Annotated in this window: 17 protein-coding genes; 13 read left to right on the plus strand and 4 right to left on the minus strand. The window is 67.5% G+C overall.

Annotated features, from left to right (window positions below):
- The first annotated feature begins 703 nt into the window (after positions 1-703).
- From CDN38_RS20600 to CDN38_RS20615, 4 genes are all read left to right on the plus strand, one after another.
- Complete coding sequence (locus tag CDN38_RS20600) at positions 704-1444, plus strand: thioesterase II family protein (protein WP_180276362.1); 741 nt, start codon at positions 704-706, stop codon at positions 1442-1444.
- Between the two features lie 253 nt (positions 1445-1697).
- Complete coding sequence (locus CDN38_RS20605; protein WP_142361302.1) at positions 1698-3029, plus strand: wax ester/triacylglycerol synthase domain-containing protein; 1332 nt, start codon at positions 1698-1700, stop codon at positions 3027-3029.
- A gap of 134 nt (positions 3030-3163) precedes the next feature.
- On the plus strand, positions 3164-4495 hold the full coding sequence (locus CDN38_RS20610) for a cytochrome P450 (RefSeq protein WP_099319152.1): 1332 nt from the start codon (positions 3164-3166) through the stop codon (positions 4493-4495).
- Between the two features lie 905 nt (positions 4496-5400).
- Complete coding sequence (locus CDN38_RS20615; protein WP_075513559.1) at positions 5401-6684, plus strand: MFS transporter; 1284 nt, start codon at positions 5401-5403, stop codon at positions 6682-6684.
- Between the two features lie 3 nt (positions 6685-6687).
- Here CDN38_RS20615 and dapD read toward each other — a convergent pair whose 3' ends face one another.
- Entirely contained in the window at positions 6688-7677 is a 990-nt protein-coding gene (dapD, locus tag CDN38_RS20620) for a 2,3,4,5-tetrahydropyridine-2,6-dicarboxylate N-succinyltransferase (protein ID WP_099319153.1), read from the minus strand.
- 68 nt (positions 7678-7745) lie between these two features.
- On the opposite strand from dapD, the gene dapE reads away from it, so the two are divergent.
- On the plus strand, positions 7746-8810 hold the full coding sequence (dapE, locus tag CDN38_RS20625) for a succinyl-diaminopimelate desuccinylase (protein ID WP_075513510.1): 1065 nt from the start codon (positions 7746-7748) through the stop codon (positions 8808-8810).
- On the opposite strand, the gene CDN38_RS20630 is transcribed toward dapE, so the two are convergent.
- Complete coding sequence (locus tag CDN38_RS20630) at positions 8807-10954, minus strand: AAA family ATPase (RefSeq protein WP_075513511.1); 2148 nt, start codon at positions 10952-10954, stop codon at positions 8807-8809. The two genes, dapE and CDN38_RS20630, sit on opposite strands and share 4 nt — an antisense overlap.
- 89 nt (positions 10955-11043) lie before the next feature.
- Between CDN38_RS20630 and log the strand changes: the two genes are divergently transcribed.
- The 7 genes from log to CDN38_RS20665 all read left to right on the plus strand — a co-directional run bounded on the left by log (position 11044) and on the right by CDN38_RS20665 (position 16903).
- Positions 11044-11613 (plus strand): cytokinin riboside 5'-monophosphate phosphoribohydrolase, encoded by a 570-nt coding sequence (log, locus tag CDN38_RS20635; protein ID WP_075513512.1) that lies wholly within the window; start codon positions 11044-11046, stop codon positions 11611-11613.
- A gap of 50 nt (positions 11614-11663) precedes the next feature.
- The gene (fadD6, locus tag CDN38_RS20640) at positions 11664-13445 is read left to right on the plus strand and encodes a long-chain-acyl-CoA synthetase FadD6 (RefSeq protein WP_075513513.1); all 1782 of its coding nucleotides are present in this window, start codon (positions 11664-11666) and stop codon (positions 13443-13445) included.
- A gap of 143 nt (positions 13446-13588) precedes the next feature.
- Positions 13589-14485, plus strand: coding sequence for a dihydropteroate synthase (gene folP, locus CDN38_RS20645; RefSeq protein WP_099319154.1), 897 nt, complete (start codon positions 13589-13591; stop codon positions 14483-14485).
- Complete coding sequence (locus CDN38_RS20650; protein ID WP_075513514.1) at positions 14482-15456, plus strand: glucosyl-3-phosphoglycerate synthase; 975 nt, start codon at positions 14482-14484, stop codon at positions 15454-15456. The genes folP and CDN38_RS20650 overlap by 4 nt, the downstream gene beginning before the upstream one ends.
- Before the next feature lie 38 nt (positions 15457-15494).
- The gene (locus tag CDN38_RS20655; protein WP_099319155.1) at positions 15495-15869 is read left to right on the plus strand and encodes a DivIVA domain-containing protein; all 375 of its coding nucleotides are present in this window, start codon (positions 15495-15497) and stop codon (positions 15867-15869) included.
- Positions 15866-16441, plus strand: a complete 576-nt coding sequence (locus CDN38_RS20660) for a DNA-3-methyladenine glycosylase I (protein WP_075513516.1) — start codon at positions 15866-15868, stop codon at positions 16439-16441. The genes CDN38_RS20655 and CDN38_RS20660 overlap by 4 nt, the downstream gene beginning before the upstream one ends.
- A 294-nt stretch (positions 16442-16735) precedes the next feature.
- Positions 16736-16903, plus strand: a complete 168-nt coding sequence (locus CDN38_RS20665) for a DUF3117 domain-containing protein (RefSeq protein WP_011211259.1) — start codon at positions 16736-16738, stop codon at positions 16901-16903.
- A 24-nt stretch (positions 16904-16927) separates the two neighbouring features.
- Here CDN38_RS20665 and glgA read toward each other — a convergent pair whose 3' ends face one another.
- The gene (gene glgA, locus CDN38_RS20670) at positions 16928-18091 is read right to left on the minus strand and encodes a glycogen synthase (RefSeq protein ID WP_075513517.1); all 1164 of its coding nucleotides are present in this window, start codon (positions 18089-18091) and stop codon (positions 16928-16930) included.
- 212 nt (positions 18092-18303) lie between these two features.
- On the opposite strand from glgA, the gene glgC reads away from it, so the two are divergent.
- Entirely contained in the window at positions 18304-19518 is a 1215-nt protein-coding gene (gene glgC, locus CDN38_RS20675) for a glucose-1-phosphate adenylyltransferase (RefSeq protein ID WP_075513518.1), read from the plus strand.
- 154 nt (positions 19519-19672) lie between these two features.
- On the opposite strand, the gene CDN38_RS20680 is transcribed toward glgC, so the two are convergent.
- Positions 19673-21352, minus strand: a complete 1680-nt coding sequence (locus tag CDN38_RS20680) for a CocE/NonD family hydrolase (protein ID WP_075513519.1) — start codon at positions 21350-21352, stop codon at positions 19673-19675.
- Between the last annotated feature and the right edge of the window lie 25 nt (positions 21353-21377).

Here is a 21377-nt window from a genome sequence, read left to right on the forward strand (position 1 = left end):
GCCACCTCCCCCCACCGATCAGCTCCGAATATCCATCTGTTGGCCGGCCGGCAGATCGGCTGGCGATACAACGCCGACGAGCCAGCCACCGGCCGAAGTTCCGAAATCAAACGCGTGTGCGATCAGCCCATAAGCTGACCGTTGAGACCCGGATACCCGCCGCTGCCAGCCGGTAAACACGCAGCTGAGAGGGCACTGCGACGGTATAGGGACGCACCCCGATGAACGGACGTCACCGCCCCGCCCGCCACACGTGTGCAACCATCTGCGCAACATCGTGCGGCGCATCCCGGTCATCGCCGTCGCCGACGCCGAGATGACCTGTCACGGACATCGTGAGGGCCCGCTATTTCGTTACCCACGTCATGGTTTTGACTGCGTCTGCGCAGGGAATCGCAGTGAATGTGTTCGAGCGGCTCGGCGGGCAGCAGTTGGCGCGGATTGGGTCCGCGTCGGTGTTGGTCGCGCCGGCCGCCTTTGAAGCCGATGACGCCGATGGCGCCGAATCCAGCCAGGGCCGCAGCGGCACTCGATCCCGAATTAGATGCCGTGTGACGGCGCCGTCGCGAGTCGAACACGACGCCCGCAACACACCAGAGCGCACCGACAACCAAGGAGGACCCGGTCAAGAAAGCCGGGCCGCCACCAAGCGATGCCCCACGCGGCACCCACTGACGCACTGACGATCGATGAAAGGACAAATATGTCAACCACATTCGCGCCCTGGATCAAACACGTCCCAGGGCCGGACCGACAACCGCACCGCGGCGCTATCGTAGTGTTCCCGCACGCCGGAGCGGCGGCCACCAGCTATCGGAAATTAGCGACGGCCCTAGCCGCCGGCGGCGACACGTTCATCGTCCAGTACCCGCAGCGGGCCGAGCGGCTGAACCATCCGGCGCCCAGAGATATCCACGACCTGGCCCGGGGGTTGTTCCAGGCAGGCCCCTGGCACCAGGCAGCGCCGCTGCGGCTGTTCGGGCACAGCATGGGCGCGGTGGTCGCTTTCGAGTTCGCCCGGATCGCCGAACAGCGCGGTATTGCGGTGCGCAAGCTGTGGGTGTCGGCCGGCCCGGTGCCATCGGCCGTCGCGGACCTGCCCCAGCTGCCGACCAGTGACCCGGAACTGCTTGCCGACCTTGCCAACATGGGCGGGACCGACCCGCGGTTATTGGCCGACGAGGAGTTCGCTGCGCTGCTGACCAATGCGGCGCGCTGCGACTACGAGGCGCTCAACCGGTACGGCTGCGGCTGCAGTGTGCGGATTCGCGCCGATATCCACGTCATCGGCGCCCGGGATGACAACCGCGTCGATGCCGGGTCACTGCACCGGTGGGGCAACCACACCCGCGGCAAATTCACGTTGTCGTTTTTCGACGGCGGGCACTTCTACATCAACGATCACACCAACACCGTCGCCAACCGCGTCGTGACCAATGTCTGATTCGCGTTCGGCCGCATCGGCAAAGCATGCGAAACGGATTCCGGTGGCCATCGCCGGCAAGGAAGTCATGCCGGCGCGAGGCGCCGGCCTGACCCGTTGACCGCGGGTGCGGGTGTTTGCCCGGCGACATAACTCGCAATCGATCGGAGGCCGACAAGTGCCAGTCCAGATACGTCCGGCGCGTGCGCTGCAGACGCTCCGGAAAGGCAATGCACCCATCGGCGAAGTACCGCCGGACAATCAGCTGTCGTCCATGGACCAAGCCATGTTTGCGCTGCTGCGCGCCATGGACCGGGCCGCTGTCGTCCAGTGTGTGTGGGTATACGAACATCCCGTCAACTTCGAGGCACTGAAACGCTTCCACCACAACCTCGGCTATGGATTGCTGGGGCGGCGCATCGAGCGTTCGCCACTGCCGTTCGCCCGCCATCGTTGGGTCTGTGACCGGGGGCCGGCTGAGATGGACGTGGCCGAGTGTCCGCGTCCGCGCGGTGAACTCAGCGACTGGATCGACGAGCGCGCTCAGCAACCGATCGATCCGGAGCGCGGGCCCGCCTGGCACCTTGGTGTGCTTCCGCTGACGGACGGCTCGACCGCGGTCAGCCTGGTGGCGTCGCACTGCCTGATCGACGGGCTGGGAATAGGTCTCGCGGTCGCCGAGGCGGCCATCGGCAAGACGCGCAACCTGGGCTATCCGCCGCCGCATTCCCGCACCCGGCTGCGGGCGCTGGCCCAGGACGCCCGCCAAACCGTGCGGGGCGCTCCCGAGGTTGGCCGGTCCCTTGCCGGGGCGGCGAGAGCGGCCCGGCGTCGTCGCCACGAGGAGGCGACTGCCACCGCGTCGACACCGTCGCGGTCCGTCGCCGCCGGGAGCGGCTACGGCGACGAACGTGTCGTGGTGCCGGCTATCGCCATCCACGTCGATCTGGATCAGTGGGATGAGCGCGCCAACGCCCTTGGCGGAACCAGTCACCACCTGGCTGCCGGGTTGGCGGCCAAACTCGGCGAGCGGATGGGGCGCCGACGCTCCGGTGACGGCACGGTCACCTTGCAGGTGCCGCTCAGCAACCGCACCGAAGACGACGCCCGGGCCAACACGCTGTCGTTTGTGAGCGTGAGTGTCGACCCGAGTGGGGTGACGACCGACTTGTCGCAAACCCGCGCGGCCATCAAGCGGGCGTTCAACACCATGCGCGAAACCCCGGAAGTGGCCTCGCCGATGCTTCCGCTTGCCCCGCTGGTGCCGTACGTCCCGAAGCGGGCGCTCAAACGGCTGGCAGAAGCCGCGTTCGGCTACGACGATCAGCCCGTGGCGTGTTCGAGTCTCGGCGATCTGGCCGCCGTGGCGGCCTGCCCCGACGGAACCGAAGCCGAATACGCGTTCGGCGGTGGTGTGATCCAACGGGTTATGCGGGAGCATCTCGAGCGCCACGGCGAACTATCGCTGGTGTTTGTGCGGATCAGCGGCAAGATGTGCATCACCGTCGTCGCCTACCAGGCCGGTGAGGTCTGCTCCAAGCCCCAATTGCGTGAGCTGGCGGCACGCACCCTCGCCGAGTTCGATCTCAGAGGGGTGATCGAGTAACCGAGATCCGCTGCCGGGCATAACAAACTCATAAAACTGTCAACTGTTTTAGACGTATTCTGCCGGGTACCCGTCGTTTATGACCCTCGCACCAGCCGCCGGGCTCGCGATCACCGTCTCCCATAGTTGCCGAGATGAGTGAACCGGTTGGCCCGGCAACCACCACGGCCAAGTTGCCGCCGGCGCCACCGCCGATAATCCCGAAGGGACTGCAGGGCATCGCATTCTTCGCGGCGCGGCGGTGGGCCACCGAGCAGCTCGCACGCCGCTACGGCGGTGCGTTTCGGCTCGATGTGCCGGTATTCGGACGCCTGGTCGTCGTGGCCGACCCGAGGTTGGCCAAAAAGGTATTCACCAGCACGACAGACGAACTCGGCGCCATTCAGCCCAACTTGAGCCGGCTGTTGGGCTCGGGTTCGGTATTCGGGCTCGACGGCGAAGAGCACCGCAGGCGCCGAAAGCTGCTGGCGCATCCCTTCCGTGCCAGCAACATGAGGAATTACGAGCGGATCGTCGAGCAGGAGACGCTGCGCGAAATCGCCGATTGGCCCGATGGCACGGCCTTCCCGACGCTGCCGGCGATGAAGCGCATCACCCTCAACGTGATCTTGCGCGCCGTGTTCGGCGCCGAGGGGGACGACTTCGACGAGCTGCGCCAGGTCATCGTGCCGTGGGCGAAGTGGGGTTCACGATTGTCGACGCTGCCCCTGCCCAACCGAACCTATGGTCGCTACACCCCGTGGGGCCGGCTAGCGGAATGGCGGGGCAAGTACGACACGATCATCGACAGGATCATCGACAAGTCCCAATCAGGCTCGGAGTTGGAGGACCGCGCCGACATTCTCTCGCTGATGCTGCGCAGCGCATACGACGACGGTTCACCCATGTCGCGCGAGGACGTCCGGGACGATCTGCTCACTCTTCTGGTCGCCGGACACGAGACCACCGCAACCACCTTGGCCTGGGTGTTCGAACGGCTGACCCGCCAGCCCGAGGTGTTGTCGGCGCTCGTGGAGGAGGCCGACACCGACGACAACGAGCTGCGCCATGCGGCGATCTACGAGGTGCAGCGCACCAGGTCGGTGATCGACTTCTCCGGTCGCCGGGTGCGCGCGCCGTCGTTCGAGTTGGGTGAGTACGTCATTCCCGAGGGCTATTCCATCGTCGTCAGCATTTCGCGGTGCCATGCCGACGCCGGCACGTTCCCAGATCCTGATCGGTTCGATCCGCAACGCTACATCGAGGGGAAACCGTCGCCCTTTGCCTGGGTTCCGTTCGGGGGCGGAACCCGGCGCTGCGCGGGGGCCGCGTTCGCCAAGATGGAAATGAACGTGGTGCTGCGAACCATCTTGCGCCACTTGACCATCGAAACCACCACGGCACCGCCGGAGAAGATTCGGGCGGGTGGCCTCGGCTTCCTGCCGAAAGACGGCGGGCGGGTCGTCGTGCACCACGTCAGGCGGTGAACAGTCGCCGGATTTCCGGCGTGCGCCCGGGCCGGTGACGTACACATGCCGGGCAAGTGCGGGCGACCGGCCGATCAACGGGGTTTGCCCCCGGCGCACGGGGGAGGGGGATGTGCCGGGGGCAAAGCAGCGGTTCGATCAGGGCACAAGTGCCCAGAACGGATGGGTGACCGACCAAATCGGGTGGGTCAAGTGATCGGTGTGGTGATAGATCGGGTGGGTTGGCGGCGGCACCGGGTGCATCGGAGCCACGCCCGGGCGCATCGGACCTGACGCGGGGTCCATCGGCCCCCGGCCCGGGTGAAGCGGACCTGCTGCCGAATTCATCGGAGCCCCGCCCGGATGCATCGGACCCGCGTTCGGTTGCCCCGGGGCGGCCGACGCTATAGCGGGTTCCGCTACCGTCCCCGCGAGCGAAAGGCCAAGGGCACAGAGGACACCCGCCGACAAGGTGCGAATGGTTGACATGTCGAACTCCCTTCGGCTCAGGGTGAGGCTGTTGGGCTCGAAAAGCCCGTCGTGTCGACGCTGAATGAACCGGGTCTGCTGTAACCCGTTGCCGTGTCGTCGAGCTCACCTCGGCTCCTGGCTGTCATACATGGTTGACAATCTGACGGTAGGGTGGCGCGTCTACAATGTCAACCTCGGTTGCTTAATATGACGATCGTCGCACACCGGACGAGCCGGCGCCTCAGCTTGCTGCGCAACGGGTTTCGCTGGGCTAGGTAGCGATCCGCGAGCTCGGAACGGCCTTGCTCAGCATATTGGCACTAAATTCACGGCCCTGGAGCGGAATCCGGTCGGCTTCGTAGCTTATCGTCATCGCCGTGTATGGAACCGCGGAGGCGGCCAGCGGCGCGGTGGCCGGTATCGGGACGAGTGAGCCCGGCCCGCTGGTAACACCGATGAGAAGGGTGGCGCTCGCCTGCGTCGTCGGCTCAGCGGTCGAATACTACGACTTCTCCATCTACAGCACCGCGGCCGCGCTGGTGTTTCCCTCGGTGTTCTATCCCGGTCTCGGCCCTGCGATGGCCACCGTCGCCTCGATGGGGACATTCGCCACGGCGTTTCTGTCGCGGCCGCTCGGTGCGGCGGTGTTCGGACATTTCGGGGACCGACTGGGCCGTAAGGCGACCCTGGTCGCCACGTTGCTGATCATGGCCGTGTCGACGGTCACCGTCGGCGTGGTGCCCGCGACCGCCACCATCGGGCTGCTAGCTCCACTGATTCTGATACTGCTTCGTCTGCTGCAGGGTTTTGCCATCGGCGGTGAATGGGCCGGATCGGCGCTGTTGAGTGCCGAGTCCGCGCCCACGCACAAACGCGGCTATTACGGGATGTTCACCGCGATCGGCGGGGGTGTCGCGCTGGTGCTGAGCGGCCTCACTTATCTGGGCGTGAACTACACCGTCGGAGCGGACAGCTTCGCATTCGTGGACTGGGGATGGCGTAGCCCGTTCCTGCTGAGCGCGGTGCTGATCGTCGTCGGTTTGTATGTGCGCCTCAAAATCGGGGAGACCCCGGTCTTCGCCGGCGAGATGGCCAAGGCCGACGCCGGTGAAGCAACCCGCAACCCCGCGCCGTTGGCCGAAGTGCTGCGCCGGCAGCGCCGCGAACTGGTCCTGGCTGCTGGCAGCGTGCTCGCGGTCTTCGGCTACCTGTATCTGGCCAGCACCTACCTGCCCTCCTACGCGCAAACCCGGCTGGGCTATTCCCGCGACTTCATCCTGCTGGTCGGGGTGCTGGGCGGGCTGACCTGCATCGTGTTCGCGTCGACGACGGCGACGCTGTGCGACCGGTTCGGGCGCCGGCGCCTCATGCTGGTCGGATGGGCAGCGGGCCTCCCGTGGTCGCTGCTGGTGATGCCGCTGATCGACTCCGGCGATCGCACCTGGTTCGCCGTGGCGATCCTCGGCGTCTACGCCATCGCGGCGGCTGGTTTCGGACCCGTCGTTGCACTGCTCCCCGAACTGTTCGCCACCCGCTACCGCTACACCGGCACCGCCCTGTCGATCAACCTCGCCGGCATTGCCGGTGGCGCGGCGCCGCCGTTGGTCGCCGGCACCCTGATGGCCGTCTACGGCAGTTGGGCGGTCGGCGTGATGATGGCCGCGCTGGTGGCGGTCAGCCTGGTTTGCACCTATCTGCTTCCCGAAACCACGGGCACCGCGTTCGGCTCGCTTATTTGAGGGTTAGTTGGCGTGCAGATCCTCGTTGAGTGTGATGCCTTCCCGGTCGCGGGCTACCACCTCGACGGCCCCGGTCACCGAATTGCGGCGGAACAGCAGGTTGCTGTGGTCGGAAAGTTCGCGCGCCTTGACCGCGGTTCCGTCCGCCATGGTGACCTTGGTGCCGGCGGTGAGGTAGAGGCCGGCCTCCACCACGCAGTCGTCGCCCAGGGAGATGCCCAGCCCGGCGTTGGCGCCGAGCAGGCAGCGTCTGCCGATCGAAATGACCTGGGTGCCACCGCCAGACAGGGTCCCCATGATCGAGGCCCCGCCGCCGATGTCGGAGCCGTCGCCCACGACCACGCCCGCCGAGATACGGCCCTCGACCATTGAGGCGCCCAGGGTTCCGGCGTTGTAGTTGACGAAGCCCTCGTGCATCACGGTGGTGCCGGGCGCCAGGTGGGCGCCCAGCCGCACCCGGTCGGCGTCGGCGATGCGCACCCCGGTGGGCAGGACGTAGTCGACCATCCGCGGGAACTTGTCGACGCCGTAGACCGTGACCGGTCCGTGGCGGCGCAGCCGTGCCCGCACCGCTTCGAACCCCTCGATGGCGCACGGTCCGCGACTCGTCCACACCACGTTCGTCAACACCCCGAACAAGCCACCGGCGTTCAGCCCGTGCGGCACCACCAACCGGTGCGACAGCAGATGGAGCCGAAGGTAGGCGTCGTACGCGTCGGCGGCGACCTCGTCCAGTGAGCCGATGACGGTGCGGACCGCGACGACTTCGGTGCCGCGATCGTCGTCGCGGCCGATCAGTGCGACCAGGTCGGGGGGAATGTCGGACAGGGCCAGTCGGGAGGTTCCGCTGCCATCCGATTCCGTCAGCTCCGGTGCGGGGAACCAGGTGTCGAGGACCGATCCGTCGGCGGCGAGAGTCGCCAAGCCGATGCCTGCTGCTCCAGTCACGCCTCGACACGCTACTTGCTGGCGCGAGCAGACATAGAATCGCATCCCGGGGCGCCCGGGAGTGCGATTCTATGTCTGCTCGCCGCAAGGGGTGACCCACTACCCTGGTCGCTGTGCTGGACTTACGCGGGGACCCGATCGAATTGACCGCGGCACTGGTCGACATCCCCAGCGAGTCGCGCCACGAGGCCCGCATCGCCGACGAGGTGGAGGCCGCACTGCGGGCCCAGACCACCGGCTTCGAGATCATTCGCAACGGCAATGCCGTGCTGGCGCGCACCAGCCGCAACCGGCCGTCACGGGTGCTGTTGGCCGGACACCTCGACACCGTGCCGGTGGCCGGCAACCTGCCCAGCCGGCTCGAGAACGGCGACCTGTATGGTTGCGGCGCCGCCGACATGAAGTCCGGTGACGCGGTTTTCCTGCATCTGGCCGCCACCGTGGCCGATCCGGTGCACGACCTGACGCTGGTGTTCTACGACTGCGAGGAAATCGAGGCTGCGGCAAACGGGTTGGGCCGCATCCAAAATGAGCTGCGGGACTGGTTGTCGGCTGACGTGGCCATCCTCGGCGAGCCGACCGCCGGCTATATCGAGGCCGGCTGCCAGGGCACGCTGCGCGTCGTGATCAGCGCCACCGGCACCCGCGCCCATTCGGCGCGTTCCTGGTTGGGCGACAACGCAATTCACAAACTGGGCGCGGTCCTGGACCGGTTGGCGCGATACCCGGCCCGGAGCGTCGACATCGACGGTTGCACCTACCGCGAGGGATTGTCGGCGGTGCGGGTCGACGGCGGCGTGGCCGGCAACGTGATTCCCGATCGCGCGTCGGTCACGGTGAACTACCGCTTTGCCCCCGACCGGTCGGTGGCTGCGGCCCTGCGACATGTCCACGCGGTATTCGACGGGCTCGACGTGCAGATCGAGCAGACCGACGCCGCCCCGGGTGCCCTGCCCGGGCTGGCGGAGCCGGCCGCTAAAACACTGGTCGAGGCCGCCGGCGGCCAGGTCCGGGCGAAGTACGGCTGGACCGACGTGTCGCGCTTCGCGGCGCTGGGCATTCCTGCGGTCAACTACGGACCCGGTGATCCCAACCTGGCGCACCGGCGCGACGAGCGGGTTCCGGCCGCCCAGATCACGGTGGCCGTCGACATGCTGCGGCGCTACTTGAGCGGCTAGCCCGACTGGTTCGCCGCTGCCGCTGCTGCTGCGTCCGAAGCCGCGGCGGCCATCCCGATCGCGGCCAGCTCGTCGGCCACCGCGGTCAGCTCGGCAGCATCTCCATCGGCCAGCGCACGGGCGTGTCTGGCCACGAGATCGCCTACCGGGCAGTCGATTTCGGTGGCCAGCCGGGTCACCGGCACTATTGCCCGAATGTCGCCGAGGCGAACGGCATCATGCCAGGCCCGCAGTGCCACCGTCGACTGCCCGCCACGCTCAGCGGTCCGGGCCGCCTCGCGGGCATCGGCGATGGCGCCGGCCCTGTCCCGGGCGGCCGCTTTGGTCCACGCGCGGGCGAGCATCAGTTCGGGGGCGAACAACGCTGACTTGGTGCCGTGTCGGGTTTCGGCGCGCCGCAACGCTTTCGCGGATTCGGCGATGCGGCCCTGCTGCGCGATGGCGGTGGCCAGTAGCATCAGCGACAGCGGGCCCCAGGAATAGCCGCTGCGTTCCAGTTCGGCGGCGGCGGGCTCCAATAGCGATGCCGCAGCACCGAATTCGCCCTTGGTGAGCAGCACGTGTCCCAGCAAAACCTCACCGATGGCGCGACCGGGCTGCTGCAGCTCGGCAAAGTCGGTGAACTGCTGGGCCAGCGTCTGAGCCTGGGCGATCTCACCCGCCATCAGCAGCGAGGTGATCTGAGCCAGGCCCACGGTGAACCGCAGCAGCCCAGGATGCTCGGCGGCCGACGCCCGCTGGGCCAGCGGCTCGACGTCGCGGAACCGACCCATCCGAGCCGACGACAGCGCGGCGGCGCTGGCCGCCCACGCCACGGCCGTGTCGCCGGGGGACGGTTGGGACAACACCTTGCTGGCCAGCGTGATGGCCCGCGGCAGGTTGCCGGCGTTCATGGCGAACGTCGCCGTCAACGCGTCAAGCTCGGCCTGCGCGGTGGGCTCGCTGATCCGGTTGCGGGTGGTCTGCAGGAACGCCGTGGCCCGCTCCGGCTCGCCGAGCATCCAGAACTGGTTGGCCGCCCGCGGTACCGCCCACGCCCTCAGCTCGGCCTCCGAAAGGCCGTCAGGGTCCACAGCCGCCAGCACCCCGGCGGCTTCCCGGCCGCGTCCCTGCCAGCTCAGCGCCTGGGCCAGGACCAGCCGTGCGTCTAGCCCGGCCGACCGCTCCAGCGCCGCTCGGGCCAACCGCTCGGCAAGCCGCACGTCACCGAGGCGCAGCGCCTGCTGCGCGGCGTCGACGACCTCTGTCACCGGCTGCGCGGCTTCGCTGTCCAGTGCGAGCGACGCCAGTCGCAGCCGGTCGCTGAGGTGTTCGGTCGGATGCCGCGACAGCAGCGCGACGATGTCGGTTCGGCGTCGTCGCGCGCCGTCGGGCCCTAGGCCGGCACGCGCGCGTTCGGCGAACAGCGGGTGCGCCGTGTAGACCATCGGGTCCTCGGCGTGTCCGCCGCGTACCCGGGTTTCCACCGCACCCAGCTCCTCCGCTTGCCGCACGGCGCCGTCACCGACGAGGTAGGTCAGGTCGGCGAGCGACAACGGTTCGGCGATGGCGAGGTAATCCAGCACCGACCGCGCCGCGGCGGGCAATTCGGCGATGAATTCGTCGACCTCGGCCGGTTCGGTCGCTCCGCCCGGCGGCTCGATGTCGATCCGGTCCAGCAAACCGTCGGTCCACAGCGCGGTGATGGCCTCGGGCGCGGTGGTGACATCCCCGCTGCGGGCGGTGACGATCATCCGGGCCGTACCGGTCAGCGCCAACTGGTACACCAGGGTGGCCGACAGGATGTCCAGGTTGTGGGCGTCGTCGACGATGAGCAGCAGGTCGCCTTGCTGATCGTCGCCGCTCAGCGATGCCCGGGCGGCCCGCAGTAAGGCGGCCGGCTTGCCAAGCTCGGCGATGTTCACCAGATGGCCGAAGGCGCCGAATGGCACCACGCGTTCGGTCGGGGTGCCGATGACCCAGCGGATGAGAGTGGTCGGGTGCCGGCGGCAGAATTGTTCGGCGGCTAATCGGGCCAAGGTGGATTTGCCGACGCCGTCAGGTCCGAGTACGACGGCCCCTCCGGTAGCCGATGCATCACCCAAGGAAACATCCAGCCGCTTCAACGCGGCCGCATGTTGCGGGACGTTCCATCGAATGGGCACCGCTGGAATCTTATGGCGCTCGATATGAACTGGCGCAATGGTGGCCCAATTCTGCTCGCGTTCCGCCGTGTTGGTCTACGTTTCGGTATATGTGCCCACGACTCGACTCAGCCGAAAAAGAGTGGGCGATATGTGTCTACTGCGCGGCTGGACCGACGCATCCGGAATTGCTCGAACTCGCCGCGGAGCTCGGGGAGGCAATCGCCGACTGCGGCTGGACTCTGGTTTGGGGCGGCGGCAACCTTTCGGCCATGGGCGCGGTCGCCGGCGCGGCGCATGCGCGCGGCGGCCGGACCGTCGGAGTGATTCCCAAGTTGCTGATCCGCCGCGAACTGTCCGACGCTGACGCGGCCAACGAGCTGATCGTCACCGACACCATGCGCGAGCGTAAGCACATCATGGAGGAACGCGCCGACGGATTCATCGTGCTGCCGGGTGGCCTAGGGACGTTGGACGAGCTCCTCGATGCCTGGACTACTGGCTATCTCGGTATGCACCGCAAACCGATCGTGATCCTCGACCCGTGGGGACACTACGACGGTCTATTGGCGTGGCTGAACGGATTGGTCGACACCGGTTTCATCGCGCAGGTAGCGATGGAACGGCTGATGGTGGTCGATAAGGTGAGCGCGGCGCTGGAATTGTGCGCACCCGTGTGACCGGGCAAGGGCGCCGCGCCCGTCACTTCTCAAGCGAATCGAGGGAGAACGTGTCCGATCACCAGGGTGGCGCGCGGGCACGGGTCAAGCTCACCGACGTTGCGGCCCGGGTGCCCGGAGTACTGGCAGACACCCCGTCGATCGTGCGGGGGGCGGTGACCGGGTTGCTGGCGCGGCCAACGTCCAAGGCATCGATCGGGAGCGTTTTTCAGGACCGGGCCGCCCGCTTCGGTGACCGGGTCTTCGTGAAGTTTGGCGAGCAGCAGTTGACCTATCGCGAGGCCAACGCGATCGCCAACCGGTACGCCGCAGTACTGGCCGCCCGGGGCGTCGGCCCCGGCGACGTGGTCGGCATCATGCTGCGCAACTCGCCCAACACGGTGCTGGCGATGCTGGCCGTCGTCAAGTGTGGCGCCGTCGCCGGCATGCTCAATTACCACCAGCGCGGCGAGGTGCTCGCCCACAGCCTGGGTCTGTTGGACGCCAAGCTGCTGCTCGTCGAGTCGGACCTGGTCAGCGCCGTCAGCGAAAGCGGCGGCCCAGCCGGCCAGGTGGTGACCGTCGACGACTTGGAGCGCTTCGCCGCCACCGCGCCGGCCGGCAACCCCGCGTCGGCCGCGGCGGTGCGGGCCAAGGACACCGCCTTCTACATTTTCACCTCGGGCACCACTGGCTACCCGAAGGCCAGCGTGATGACCCACCACCGGTGGCTGCGGGCGCTGGCGGTGTTCGGCGGCATGGGGCTGCGGCTGAAGAGCTCCGACACGCTGTACAGCTGCCTGCCGCTGTACCACAACAACGCGCTGACCGTGGCGGTGTCGTCGGTGATCAATTCCGGGGCGACGTTGGCTCTGGGCGCATCGTTCTCGGCATCGCGGTTCTGGGACGAGGTAATCGCCAGCGGCGCCACCTCGTTCATCTATATCGGCGAGGTCTGCCGTTACCTGCTCAACCAGCCGGCCAAATCGACCGACCGCGCGCACCGGGTGCGGGTGATCACCGGCAACGGCTTGCGGCCGGAGATCTGGGACGAGTTCACCGAGCGGTTCGGCATTGCGCGAGTCTGCGAGTTCTACGCTGCCAGCGAGGGGAATTCCGCTTTCATCAACATCTTCAACGTGCCCAGGACCACCGGCGTTTCGCCGATGCCGCTGGCCTATGTGGAATACGACCCGGACACCGGAGCTCCGCTGCGCGACGGGAGCGGCCGGGTACGCCGGGTGCCCCCCGGTGAGCCGGGACTGTTGCTCAGCCCGGTCAACCGGCTGCAGCCGTTCGACGGCTACACCGACCCGGCGGCCAGCGAAAAGAAGTTGGTGCGCAACGCTTTTCGTGACGGCGACTGCTGGTTCAACACCGGCGACGTGATGAGTCCGCAGGGCATGGGGCATGCCGCGTTCGTCGACCGGCTGGGCGACACCTTCCGGTGGAAGGGCGAAAACGTTGCCACCACGCAGGTGGAAGCGGCGCTGTCGGCCGACCCCGCGGTCGAGGAGTGCACGGTCTACGGCGTGGAGGTGCCCAACACCGGCGGCCGCGCCGGCATGGCCGCGGTCAAGCTGCGCGACGGCGCCCAGTTCGACGGGCAATCGCTGGCTCGGGCCGTATACGGTCAGCTGCCCGGCTATGCCCTGCCGCTGTTCGTGCGGGTGGTCGAGTCGATGGCGCACACCACGACGTTCAAGAGCCGCAAAGTGGAGCTGCGCCAGCAGGCTTACGGTGCGGACGTCGATGATCCGCTGTACGTGCTTGCCGGCCGCGACGAGGGCTATGTGCCGTACTACGCCGAGTACCCGCAAGAGGTCGCGGCCGGTAAACGCCCCCGGGGCTGAGCGGCGCCAGGGTAGCGCACCCGTCAATCGAGCTGGTTGGCAGCCCTCGCAGTCACGCGTTGGCGTCGAGCCTGCGCTGACAGCGCCGAAACTGCGTCCACAGTGCGCCCGCCCACCGTTGAGTAGCGCTGAGCGCAGGCTCGATGGTCCGGCACTATGTAGACGTGCAGTCAACGCTGTGCGGCCGCCCAGTCGCCGCGGATCGTCCACTGATCATGGCGATCGTCAACCGCACCCCGGATTCGTTCTACGACAAGGGTGCGACCTTCAGCGACGGAGCCGCCAGAGAAGCCGCCCACCGGGCCATCGACGAAGGGGCCGACGTCATCGATGTCGGTGGCGTCAAAGCCGGCCCCGGCCAGGACGTCGACGCCGACACCGAGATCGCCCGGCTGCTGCCCTTCGTCGAGTGGCTGCGTGCTGCCTACCCGAACCAGCTGATCAGCGTCGACACCTGGCGCTCGGAGGTGGCCCGGCTGGCCTGCGCGGCCGGCGCCGATCTGATCAACGACACCTGGGGGGGTGTAGACCCGGCGATAGCCGAGGTGGCGGCCGAGTTCGGCGCGGGCCTGGTGTGCGCCCACACCGGGGGAGCGCTGCCGCGCACCCGTCCGTTCCGGGTGAGCTACGGCTTGACCGCCCGCGCTGTCGTGGACGACGTCGTTCGCGAGGTCACCGCCGCGGCCGAGCGAGCGGTCGCGGCCGGAGTAGCCCGCGACCGGGTGCTGATCGACCCGGCGCACGACTTCGGGAAGAACACCTTCCACGGGCTGATGCTGTTGCGCCACGTGGACGATCTTGTTAAGACCGGGTGGCCGGTGCTCATGGCTTTGAGCAACAAGGACTTTATCGGGGAGACTCTGGGGGTGGACGTGACCCAACGCCTCGAGGGAACGCTGGCAGCCACCGCGCTGGCAGCGGCTGCCGGAGCGCGCATGTTTCGGGTGCACCAGGTCGCGGCCACCAGGCGGGTGCTGGAGATGGTTGCCGCCATCCAGGGGACGCGACCTCCGATGCGCACGGTGAGGGGACTCGCATGACGGCCTCGGAGTTGGTCGCTGACCGGGCACTGGCGGCGAAACCCGGTGACACCTGGTTGTCGGACCGTAGCTGGAACCGTCCCCGCTGGACGATCGGCGAACTGGTGGCGGCCAAGGCGGGGCGGACGATCTCGGTGGTGCTGCCGGCCCTCAACGAGGAAGAAACCATCGAATCGGTGATCGACAGCATCTCGCCGTTGGTCCGGGAGTCCGGCGGCCTGGTCGACGAGCTGATCGTCCTGGATTCCGGCTCCACCGACGACACCGAGATCCGTGCCGTCGCCGCCGGCGCCCGCGTCGTCAGCCGTGAACAGGCGCTGCCCGAGGTTCCGACGCGCCCGGGCAAGGGTGAGGCGCTGTGGCGCTCGCTGGCCGCCACCAGAGGCGACATCGTGGTGTTCGTCGACTCCGACCTAGTCAACCCGCACCCGATGTTCGTTCCGTGGCTGGTCGGCCCGCTGCTCACCCGCGACGGTATTCATCTGGTCAAAAGCTTCTACCGGCGACCGCTCACCGTCAGCGATGCCGGCGGCAGTGCGGGAGCCACCGGTGGGGGCCGGGTCACTGAGCTGGTGGCGCGGCCGCTGTTGGCGGCGCTGCGGCCCGAGCTGGGCGGCGTGCTGCAGCCGCTGGGCGGTGAGTACGCGGCCAGCCGGGAGCTGTTGACGTCGCTGCCGTTCGCCCCCGGCTACGGCGTGGAGATCGGTCTTTTGGTCGACACCTTCGATCGGCTGGGCCTGGACGCTATCGCGCAGGTCAACCTTGGCGTGCGGGCCCACCGCAACCGGCCGCTGGCCGAACTGGGCGCGATGAGCCGCCAGGTCATCGCTACCCTGCTGTCCCGGTGCGGAATCCCCGACTCCGGGGTCGGGTTGACCCAGTTCTTTGCCGTCGGTGACGGCTACACCGAGCACACCTGGCCGGTCTCGCTGGCCGACCGGCCGCCGATGAAAGTGCTGAGACCCCGCTGAACACTGGATTGTCGGCCGCTTAGGGCAAGATCGACGACGTGGCGTTGGTATTGCTGTACCTGGTGGTGCTGGTCCTGGTGGCGATCGTGTTGTTCGGTGCGGCGAGCCTGCTGTTCGGGCGCGGCGAGCAGTTGCCGCCGCTGCCGCGGGCGACGACGGCGACGGTGCTGCCCGCGTCCGGCATCACCGCGGCCGACGTCGAGGCGGTCAAGTTCACCCAGGTGCTGCGCGGCTACAAGACCAGCGAGGTCGACTGGGTGCTGGAGCGGCTCGGCCGTGAGCTGGATGAGTTGCGCGGCCAGCTGGCCGCCGTCCACGGATCGCCCCCCGCCGGTGAAGCCGAGGCCTGGCTGGAGAGCGCCGAGGCAGCTGACGTGGACGCCGTCGCTTACGACCGTCCCAACCCGACGTGAGCGACGACGACCTGGTGCGCTGCGGCTGGGCGGTGGTTCGCGCCGGTCCTGACGCCGAGCTTTACCGCAACTACCACGACCGGGAGTGGGGGCGCCCGCTGTACGGCGGGGTGGCGTTGTTCGAGCGGATGAGCTTGGAGGCCTTCCAGAGCGGCCTGTCGTGGTTGACCATCTTGCGGAAACGGCAGAACTTTCGGCGCGCGTTTTCCGGGTTCGACATCGAGGCGGTCGCCAACTACACCGACACTGATGTGCAGCGGTTGCTGGCAGACGCGGGCATTGTGCGCAACCGGGCCAAGATCGAGGCGACCATCGCCAACGCGCGCGCTGCTGCCGAGCTCGGGTCATCACAGGCCCTTTCGGACCTGCTGTGGTCGTTCGCGCCCCCGCCCCGGCGGCGGCCGGCAACCCCGTCCGACATCCCTTCAGCCACTGCGGAATCCACGGCGATGGCGCGCGAATTGAAACGGCACGGGTTTCGCTTTGTCGGGCCCACCACCGGCTACGCGCTGATGCAGGCCACCGGGATGGTGGACGATCACGTCCGCACGTGCTGGGTGCCTTACCGGTGAGTGCGGCGCGGCGCCGGGCGATCGCGGACGGCGAAAGTCCTCATATCAGAGGTGTTGCGGCCATCCCCTGAAGGCGGGCGTCGAAAATCCCGACCAGCGACCCGCAGGCGGGTTCGACAGCCCTGCGCGGCCACAGAACAGGGTCTTGTGCACCTGGTGAACCGGAATAGGGAACAATGGAGGGGTGATTTGGCAGTTCAATGTCGGGTACGGCTGGGAATCCACTTACGGGGCATGCTCGGCGCCGACCAGGTCCGCGAGGGCGGGCCAGCTCGAATCTGGAGGGAGCACTCGATGGCGGCGATGAAGCCCCGGACCGGCGACGGTCCTCTGGAAGCAACCAAAGAGGGGCGCGGCATCGTGATGCGGGTACCACTCGAGGGTGGCGGCCGTCTCGTCGTGGAGCTGACACCCGACGAAGCCGCGGCACTCGGTGACGAACTGAAGAGCGTTACCAGCTGAATCAGCTGCGGGGCGGGTGGTGCGTCACTGGCAGACCTTCCGGTAGATGTCCAGCGTCTGCCCGGCGATGTGCACCCAGGAGAACTCCTCGATACAGCGCTGACGCCCGGCCTGGCCGTAACGCTTCGCTGTGGCAGGGTCGGCGACGAGCGCATTGACCGCCTCGGCCAACCCGGCCTCGTAACCGCTCGGGTCATCAGGGTTGTAATGCACCAGGGACCCGGTGACCCCGTCGGCGACCACCTCGGGCACCCCCCCAACGTCGGAGGCCACTACCGCGGTAGCGCAGGCCATTGCCTCCAGGTTGACGATGCCTAACGGCTCGTACACCGAAGCGCATACGAAAACCATTGCAGCAGAGAGTATTTCACGTAGTTTTCCGATCGGTAGGATGTCGCGGACCCAGAACACCCCGGTGCGGGTGTGGGCCAGTTGAGCCACCGCGGACCGCACCTCATCGGCGATCCCGGGGGTGTCGGGAGCCCCCGCGCAGAGCACCACCTGAATATCCGGGCTGAACTGATGGGCCGCCGCCAGCAAATGTGGAACGCCTTTTTGCCGGGTGATCCGGCCGACGAACGCCACTATCGGCCGGTTTGGATCGACTCCGAGTTCGGCCAGTACCGACCCGGTGCGCACGGGTCCGGCCGGATACCACACGTCGGTGTCGATCCCGTTGCGGATCACATGCACCACGTCCGGGTCCAGTGTCGGATAGGTGCGCAGCAGGTCGTCACGCATACCGGCGCTGACGGCGATGACGGCGTCTGCGGCGAGCACGGCGGTGTTTTCGACCCATGACGAGACCTGGTAGCCGCCGCCCAGTTGCTCGGCTTTCCATGGCCGCATCGGCTCGAGCGAGTGCGCGGTCAACACATGCGGGATGTCGTAGAGCAGCTTGGCCAGATGGCCGGCCAGGCCGGTGTACCAGGTGTGTGAATGCACGACGGTGGCCGCACTCGCAGCGTTGGCCATCACCAGGTCCGCGGACAGGGTCGACAGTGCGGTGTTGGCGTTGCGCAGCCGCGGGTCGGGCTGATGTGTGATGGCTCCCGGGCGAGGCGCGCCCATGCAGTGCACGTCGACTGCACATAAACGCCGCAGTTGGGATACCAGTTCGGTGACATGTACCCCGGCGCCGCCGTAGACCTCCGGTGGGTATTCCCGAGTCATCATCGCTACCCGCATACGCAGCACCGTAGTTCGGCGACGAGGCGGCCCGCATCGCGGGCAGCTGAGGAGCCGGACTAGTCGGTGGTGTCGGCGACGAGGCGGCCCGCATCGCGGGCAGTTGAGGAGCCGACGGACCGGCCAATTACCTTGGCCAGCAGCCCGTCACAACGGCGGCTAGACGGGGATGCCCCTGGCAGCGGTTCGCGGGTGCCGATAGGTTTGAGGCCATGAGGGAAGCGCCGCACGTGCTGGGCGTCGTTTTGGCCGGCGGTGAGGGCAAGCGGCTTTATCCGTTGACGGCGGACCGGGCCAAACCCGCGGTTCCCTTCGGGGGCGCCTACCGGTTGATCGATTTCGTGCTTTCCAATCTCGTCAATGCCCGATACCTCAGGATCTGTGTTCTCACCCAATACAAGTCACATTCGCTGGACCGTCACATTTCGCAGAACTGGCGGTTGTCGGGTTTGGCCGGTGAATACATTACCCCGGTGCCGGCGCAGCAGCGTCTGGGTCCGCGGTGGTACACCGGCTCCGCCGACGCGATCTACCAGTCACTCAATCTCATCTACGACGAAGATCCCGACTACCTGGTGGTTTTCGGGGCCGATCACGTGTACCGGATGGATCCGGAACAGATGGTCCGGTTCCACATCGACAGCAGTGCCGGCGCTACGGTGGCCGGCATCCGGGTCCCGCGTGCCGGTGCCAGCGCGTTCGGCTGCATTGACGCCGACGACTCCGGAACCATCCGCAGCTTCCTCGAGAAGCCGCTGGACCCACCCGCCACCCCCGATGACCCCAGCTCCACGTTCGTCTCGATGGGCAATTACGTGTTCACCACCAAGGTGCTGATCGACGCAATTCGCGCCGACGCCGATGACGATCACTCGGATCACGACATGGGCGGGGACATCATCCCGCGGCTGGTGGAGGACGGGATGGCGGCGGTATACGACTTTTCCGACAACGACGTGCCGGGCGCCACCGACCGCGACCGGGCTTACTGGCGTGACGTCGGGACGCTGGATGCGTTCTACGACGCCCACATGGATCTGGTGTCGGTGCACCCGGTGTTCAACCTGTACAACCGGCGCTGGCCCATCCGGGGTGAGTCGGAGAATCTGGCGCCGGCGAAGTTTGTCAACGGAGGTTCGGCGCAGGAGTCGGTGGTTGGTGCCGGCAGCATCATTTCGGCGGCCTCGGTGCGCAACTCGGTGTTGTCGTCCAATGTCGTTGTCGACGACGGCGCCATCGTGGAGGGCAGTGTGATCATGCCCGGCACCAGGGTCGGCCGTGGCGCGGTGGTACGCCACGCGATCTTGGACAAGAACGTCGTCGTGGGGCCTGGAGAGATGGTGGGAGTGGACCTGGACCGAGACCGGGAAAGGTTCGCGGTCAGCGCCGGCGGCGTGGTCGCGGTGGGCAAAGGCGTCTGGATCTGAAGCGTGTCGAACGACACCTGAGTGGTCAGCCGCCGATCAGCGTCCGATCACGCTTGGGTGGCCGCATTCATCACAGCCGGCACGGTTCCAGCGGGTTTGGTAGCGGCGCGGGCCTGCAACGTGTCGCGTGCGGGCTTGTCCGGCCGTGACCGGGTCAGGGGATTTCCGGGACCAACAGGTGGGCGTCGTAGCGGGGGCCCCAGCGCAGCGTGATTCGACTGCGCGGCGAGTCCGGATAGGCGGCCGGGAATTGACCGGTGAGCGGGTTGCGCGGGGACAACCAGCGACCGGCGATCACCAGGCGCAGTTGCTCTCCGGCACGAAACAACGTCGCCGACGGACCCAGGGCGACATCGACGGCGACCACCTCGCCCGGGGTAGCCGGCTGCGCCCGGACGCACGCCGGGACCGGCTGCCAGGGCCGGGAGGCTTCGGGGTCCAGCTCGCGCAGCGAGACCCGCTGCCAGCCGGTGGTGACCCGGTCGCGGCCCCAGCCGTAGGACCCTTCGAATCCGACGAACCGCCCGTCGCGCCACTTCTCCACGCCGACGAACAGGTTCGCGTCTTGGCCGCCGTCCAGCTGCACCCAGAGCCGGGCCGCCATAGGTCCGGTCAGTTCGATGTCGGATGGCACGGTCCAGTTGAAAGCTGCTGCACGAGAATGTGTTTCGAATGTAATGCTGCCGGCTTTCGGCGGCCTTTCGGTCGTCAGCATTCCAGCTGCGGCGAGATACATTGGCCGCCAATGGATGCGGGCGAGCGGCCATTCGGCCTCCTCGCGCACCTCGGCGATGGTGTCGCGATCCTCGCGAACCTCGAGGCGAACGCTGCGGGTCATGGGTGCTCCGTCGAGCACGTCGCGGAAGAACTTGAGCTGCTCGGCCAACGCGGACTCGGAGTAGAACGTCGCCCACTTGCCGCCGCGATGGGTATAGAGCCGGGCGCATCGGGAACCGCCATCGGTGAAGGCCCGGATAGAGCCCCGACTGTGCAGGTTGTTGTCGGAGAAGCTGCCACAGACCAACATCGGCACCGTGATTGCCGATAGATCGGGAACGATTGCGCGCCATACCTCGTCGCGCATAGGATGACCGGCCTGCATCTGCTCCAGGTCGTAGGCCTGCCGGGTACGACGCACGTTGCGTGACCAAAACCGGGTGAAGCCAACCTCGCGAATTCCGCCGGGAAACGCCAGGTCACGGTAGGCATCGGTGAAGCCCTCCCACGGGCAGATCGCCCGCAGTGCCGGTGGCTGCAGGGCGGCGACGGCGTACTGGCTGATGGCCAGGTAGGACACCCCGAGCATGACCACCCGGCCGTCACACCAGGGCTGGTCGGCCACCCACTGCACCAGGTCGTAGGTGTCTTCGGCCTCCTGGGCGGAGAGCAGCCTCCCCGTGCCGTTAGAGCGACCGCAGCCGCGCGAGTCGGCATTGACCACGGTGAACCCGTGTGCGGTCCACCAGACCGGGTCCGGCGCCTCCCAACCGGTCAGGGCGGAGAATGTCACCGCCTCGGGTTGGCGCAGCACCCGGTATAGCCGGGGGACGGTCCAGCGCTTGCGCCGCCTGGTAGGCAAATCGTCCTTGCCGTAGGGATGGATGCTGACGATGACCGGCCGGGCGGCCCCGCCGGGTCGCCGGAATACGTTGACCCGCAATACGGTCCCATCGCGGGTAATGACGTCGACGTCACGCTCGACGAGGACGTCGGCCGGGGGATCGGTAACGGCGACCGCGGGTTTGACGATTCCGTGAATCCGGCTGAGTGCGTACCGAAGAGCCCCCGGCCGTCGCCACGGCCGGTCCAGGGCGGGTGCCGGATCTCTGGCCACGCCGTTACCTTAGAACGTGCCGGCT

Origin of the sequence: Mycobacterium ostraviense, from assembly GCF_002705925.1 — a bacterium.
Taxonomy (GTDB): domain Bacteria; phylum Actinomycetota; class Actinomycetes; order Mycobacteriales; family Mycobacteriaceae; genus Mycobacterium; species Mycobacterium ostraviense.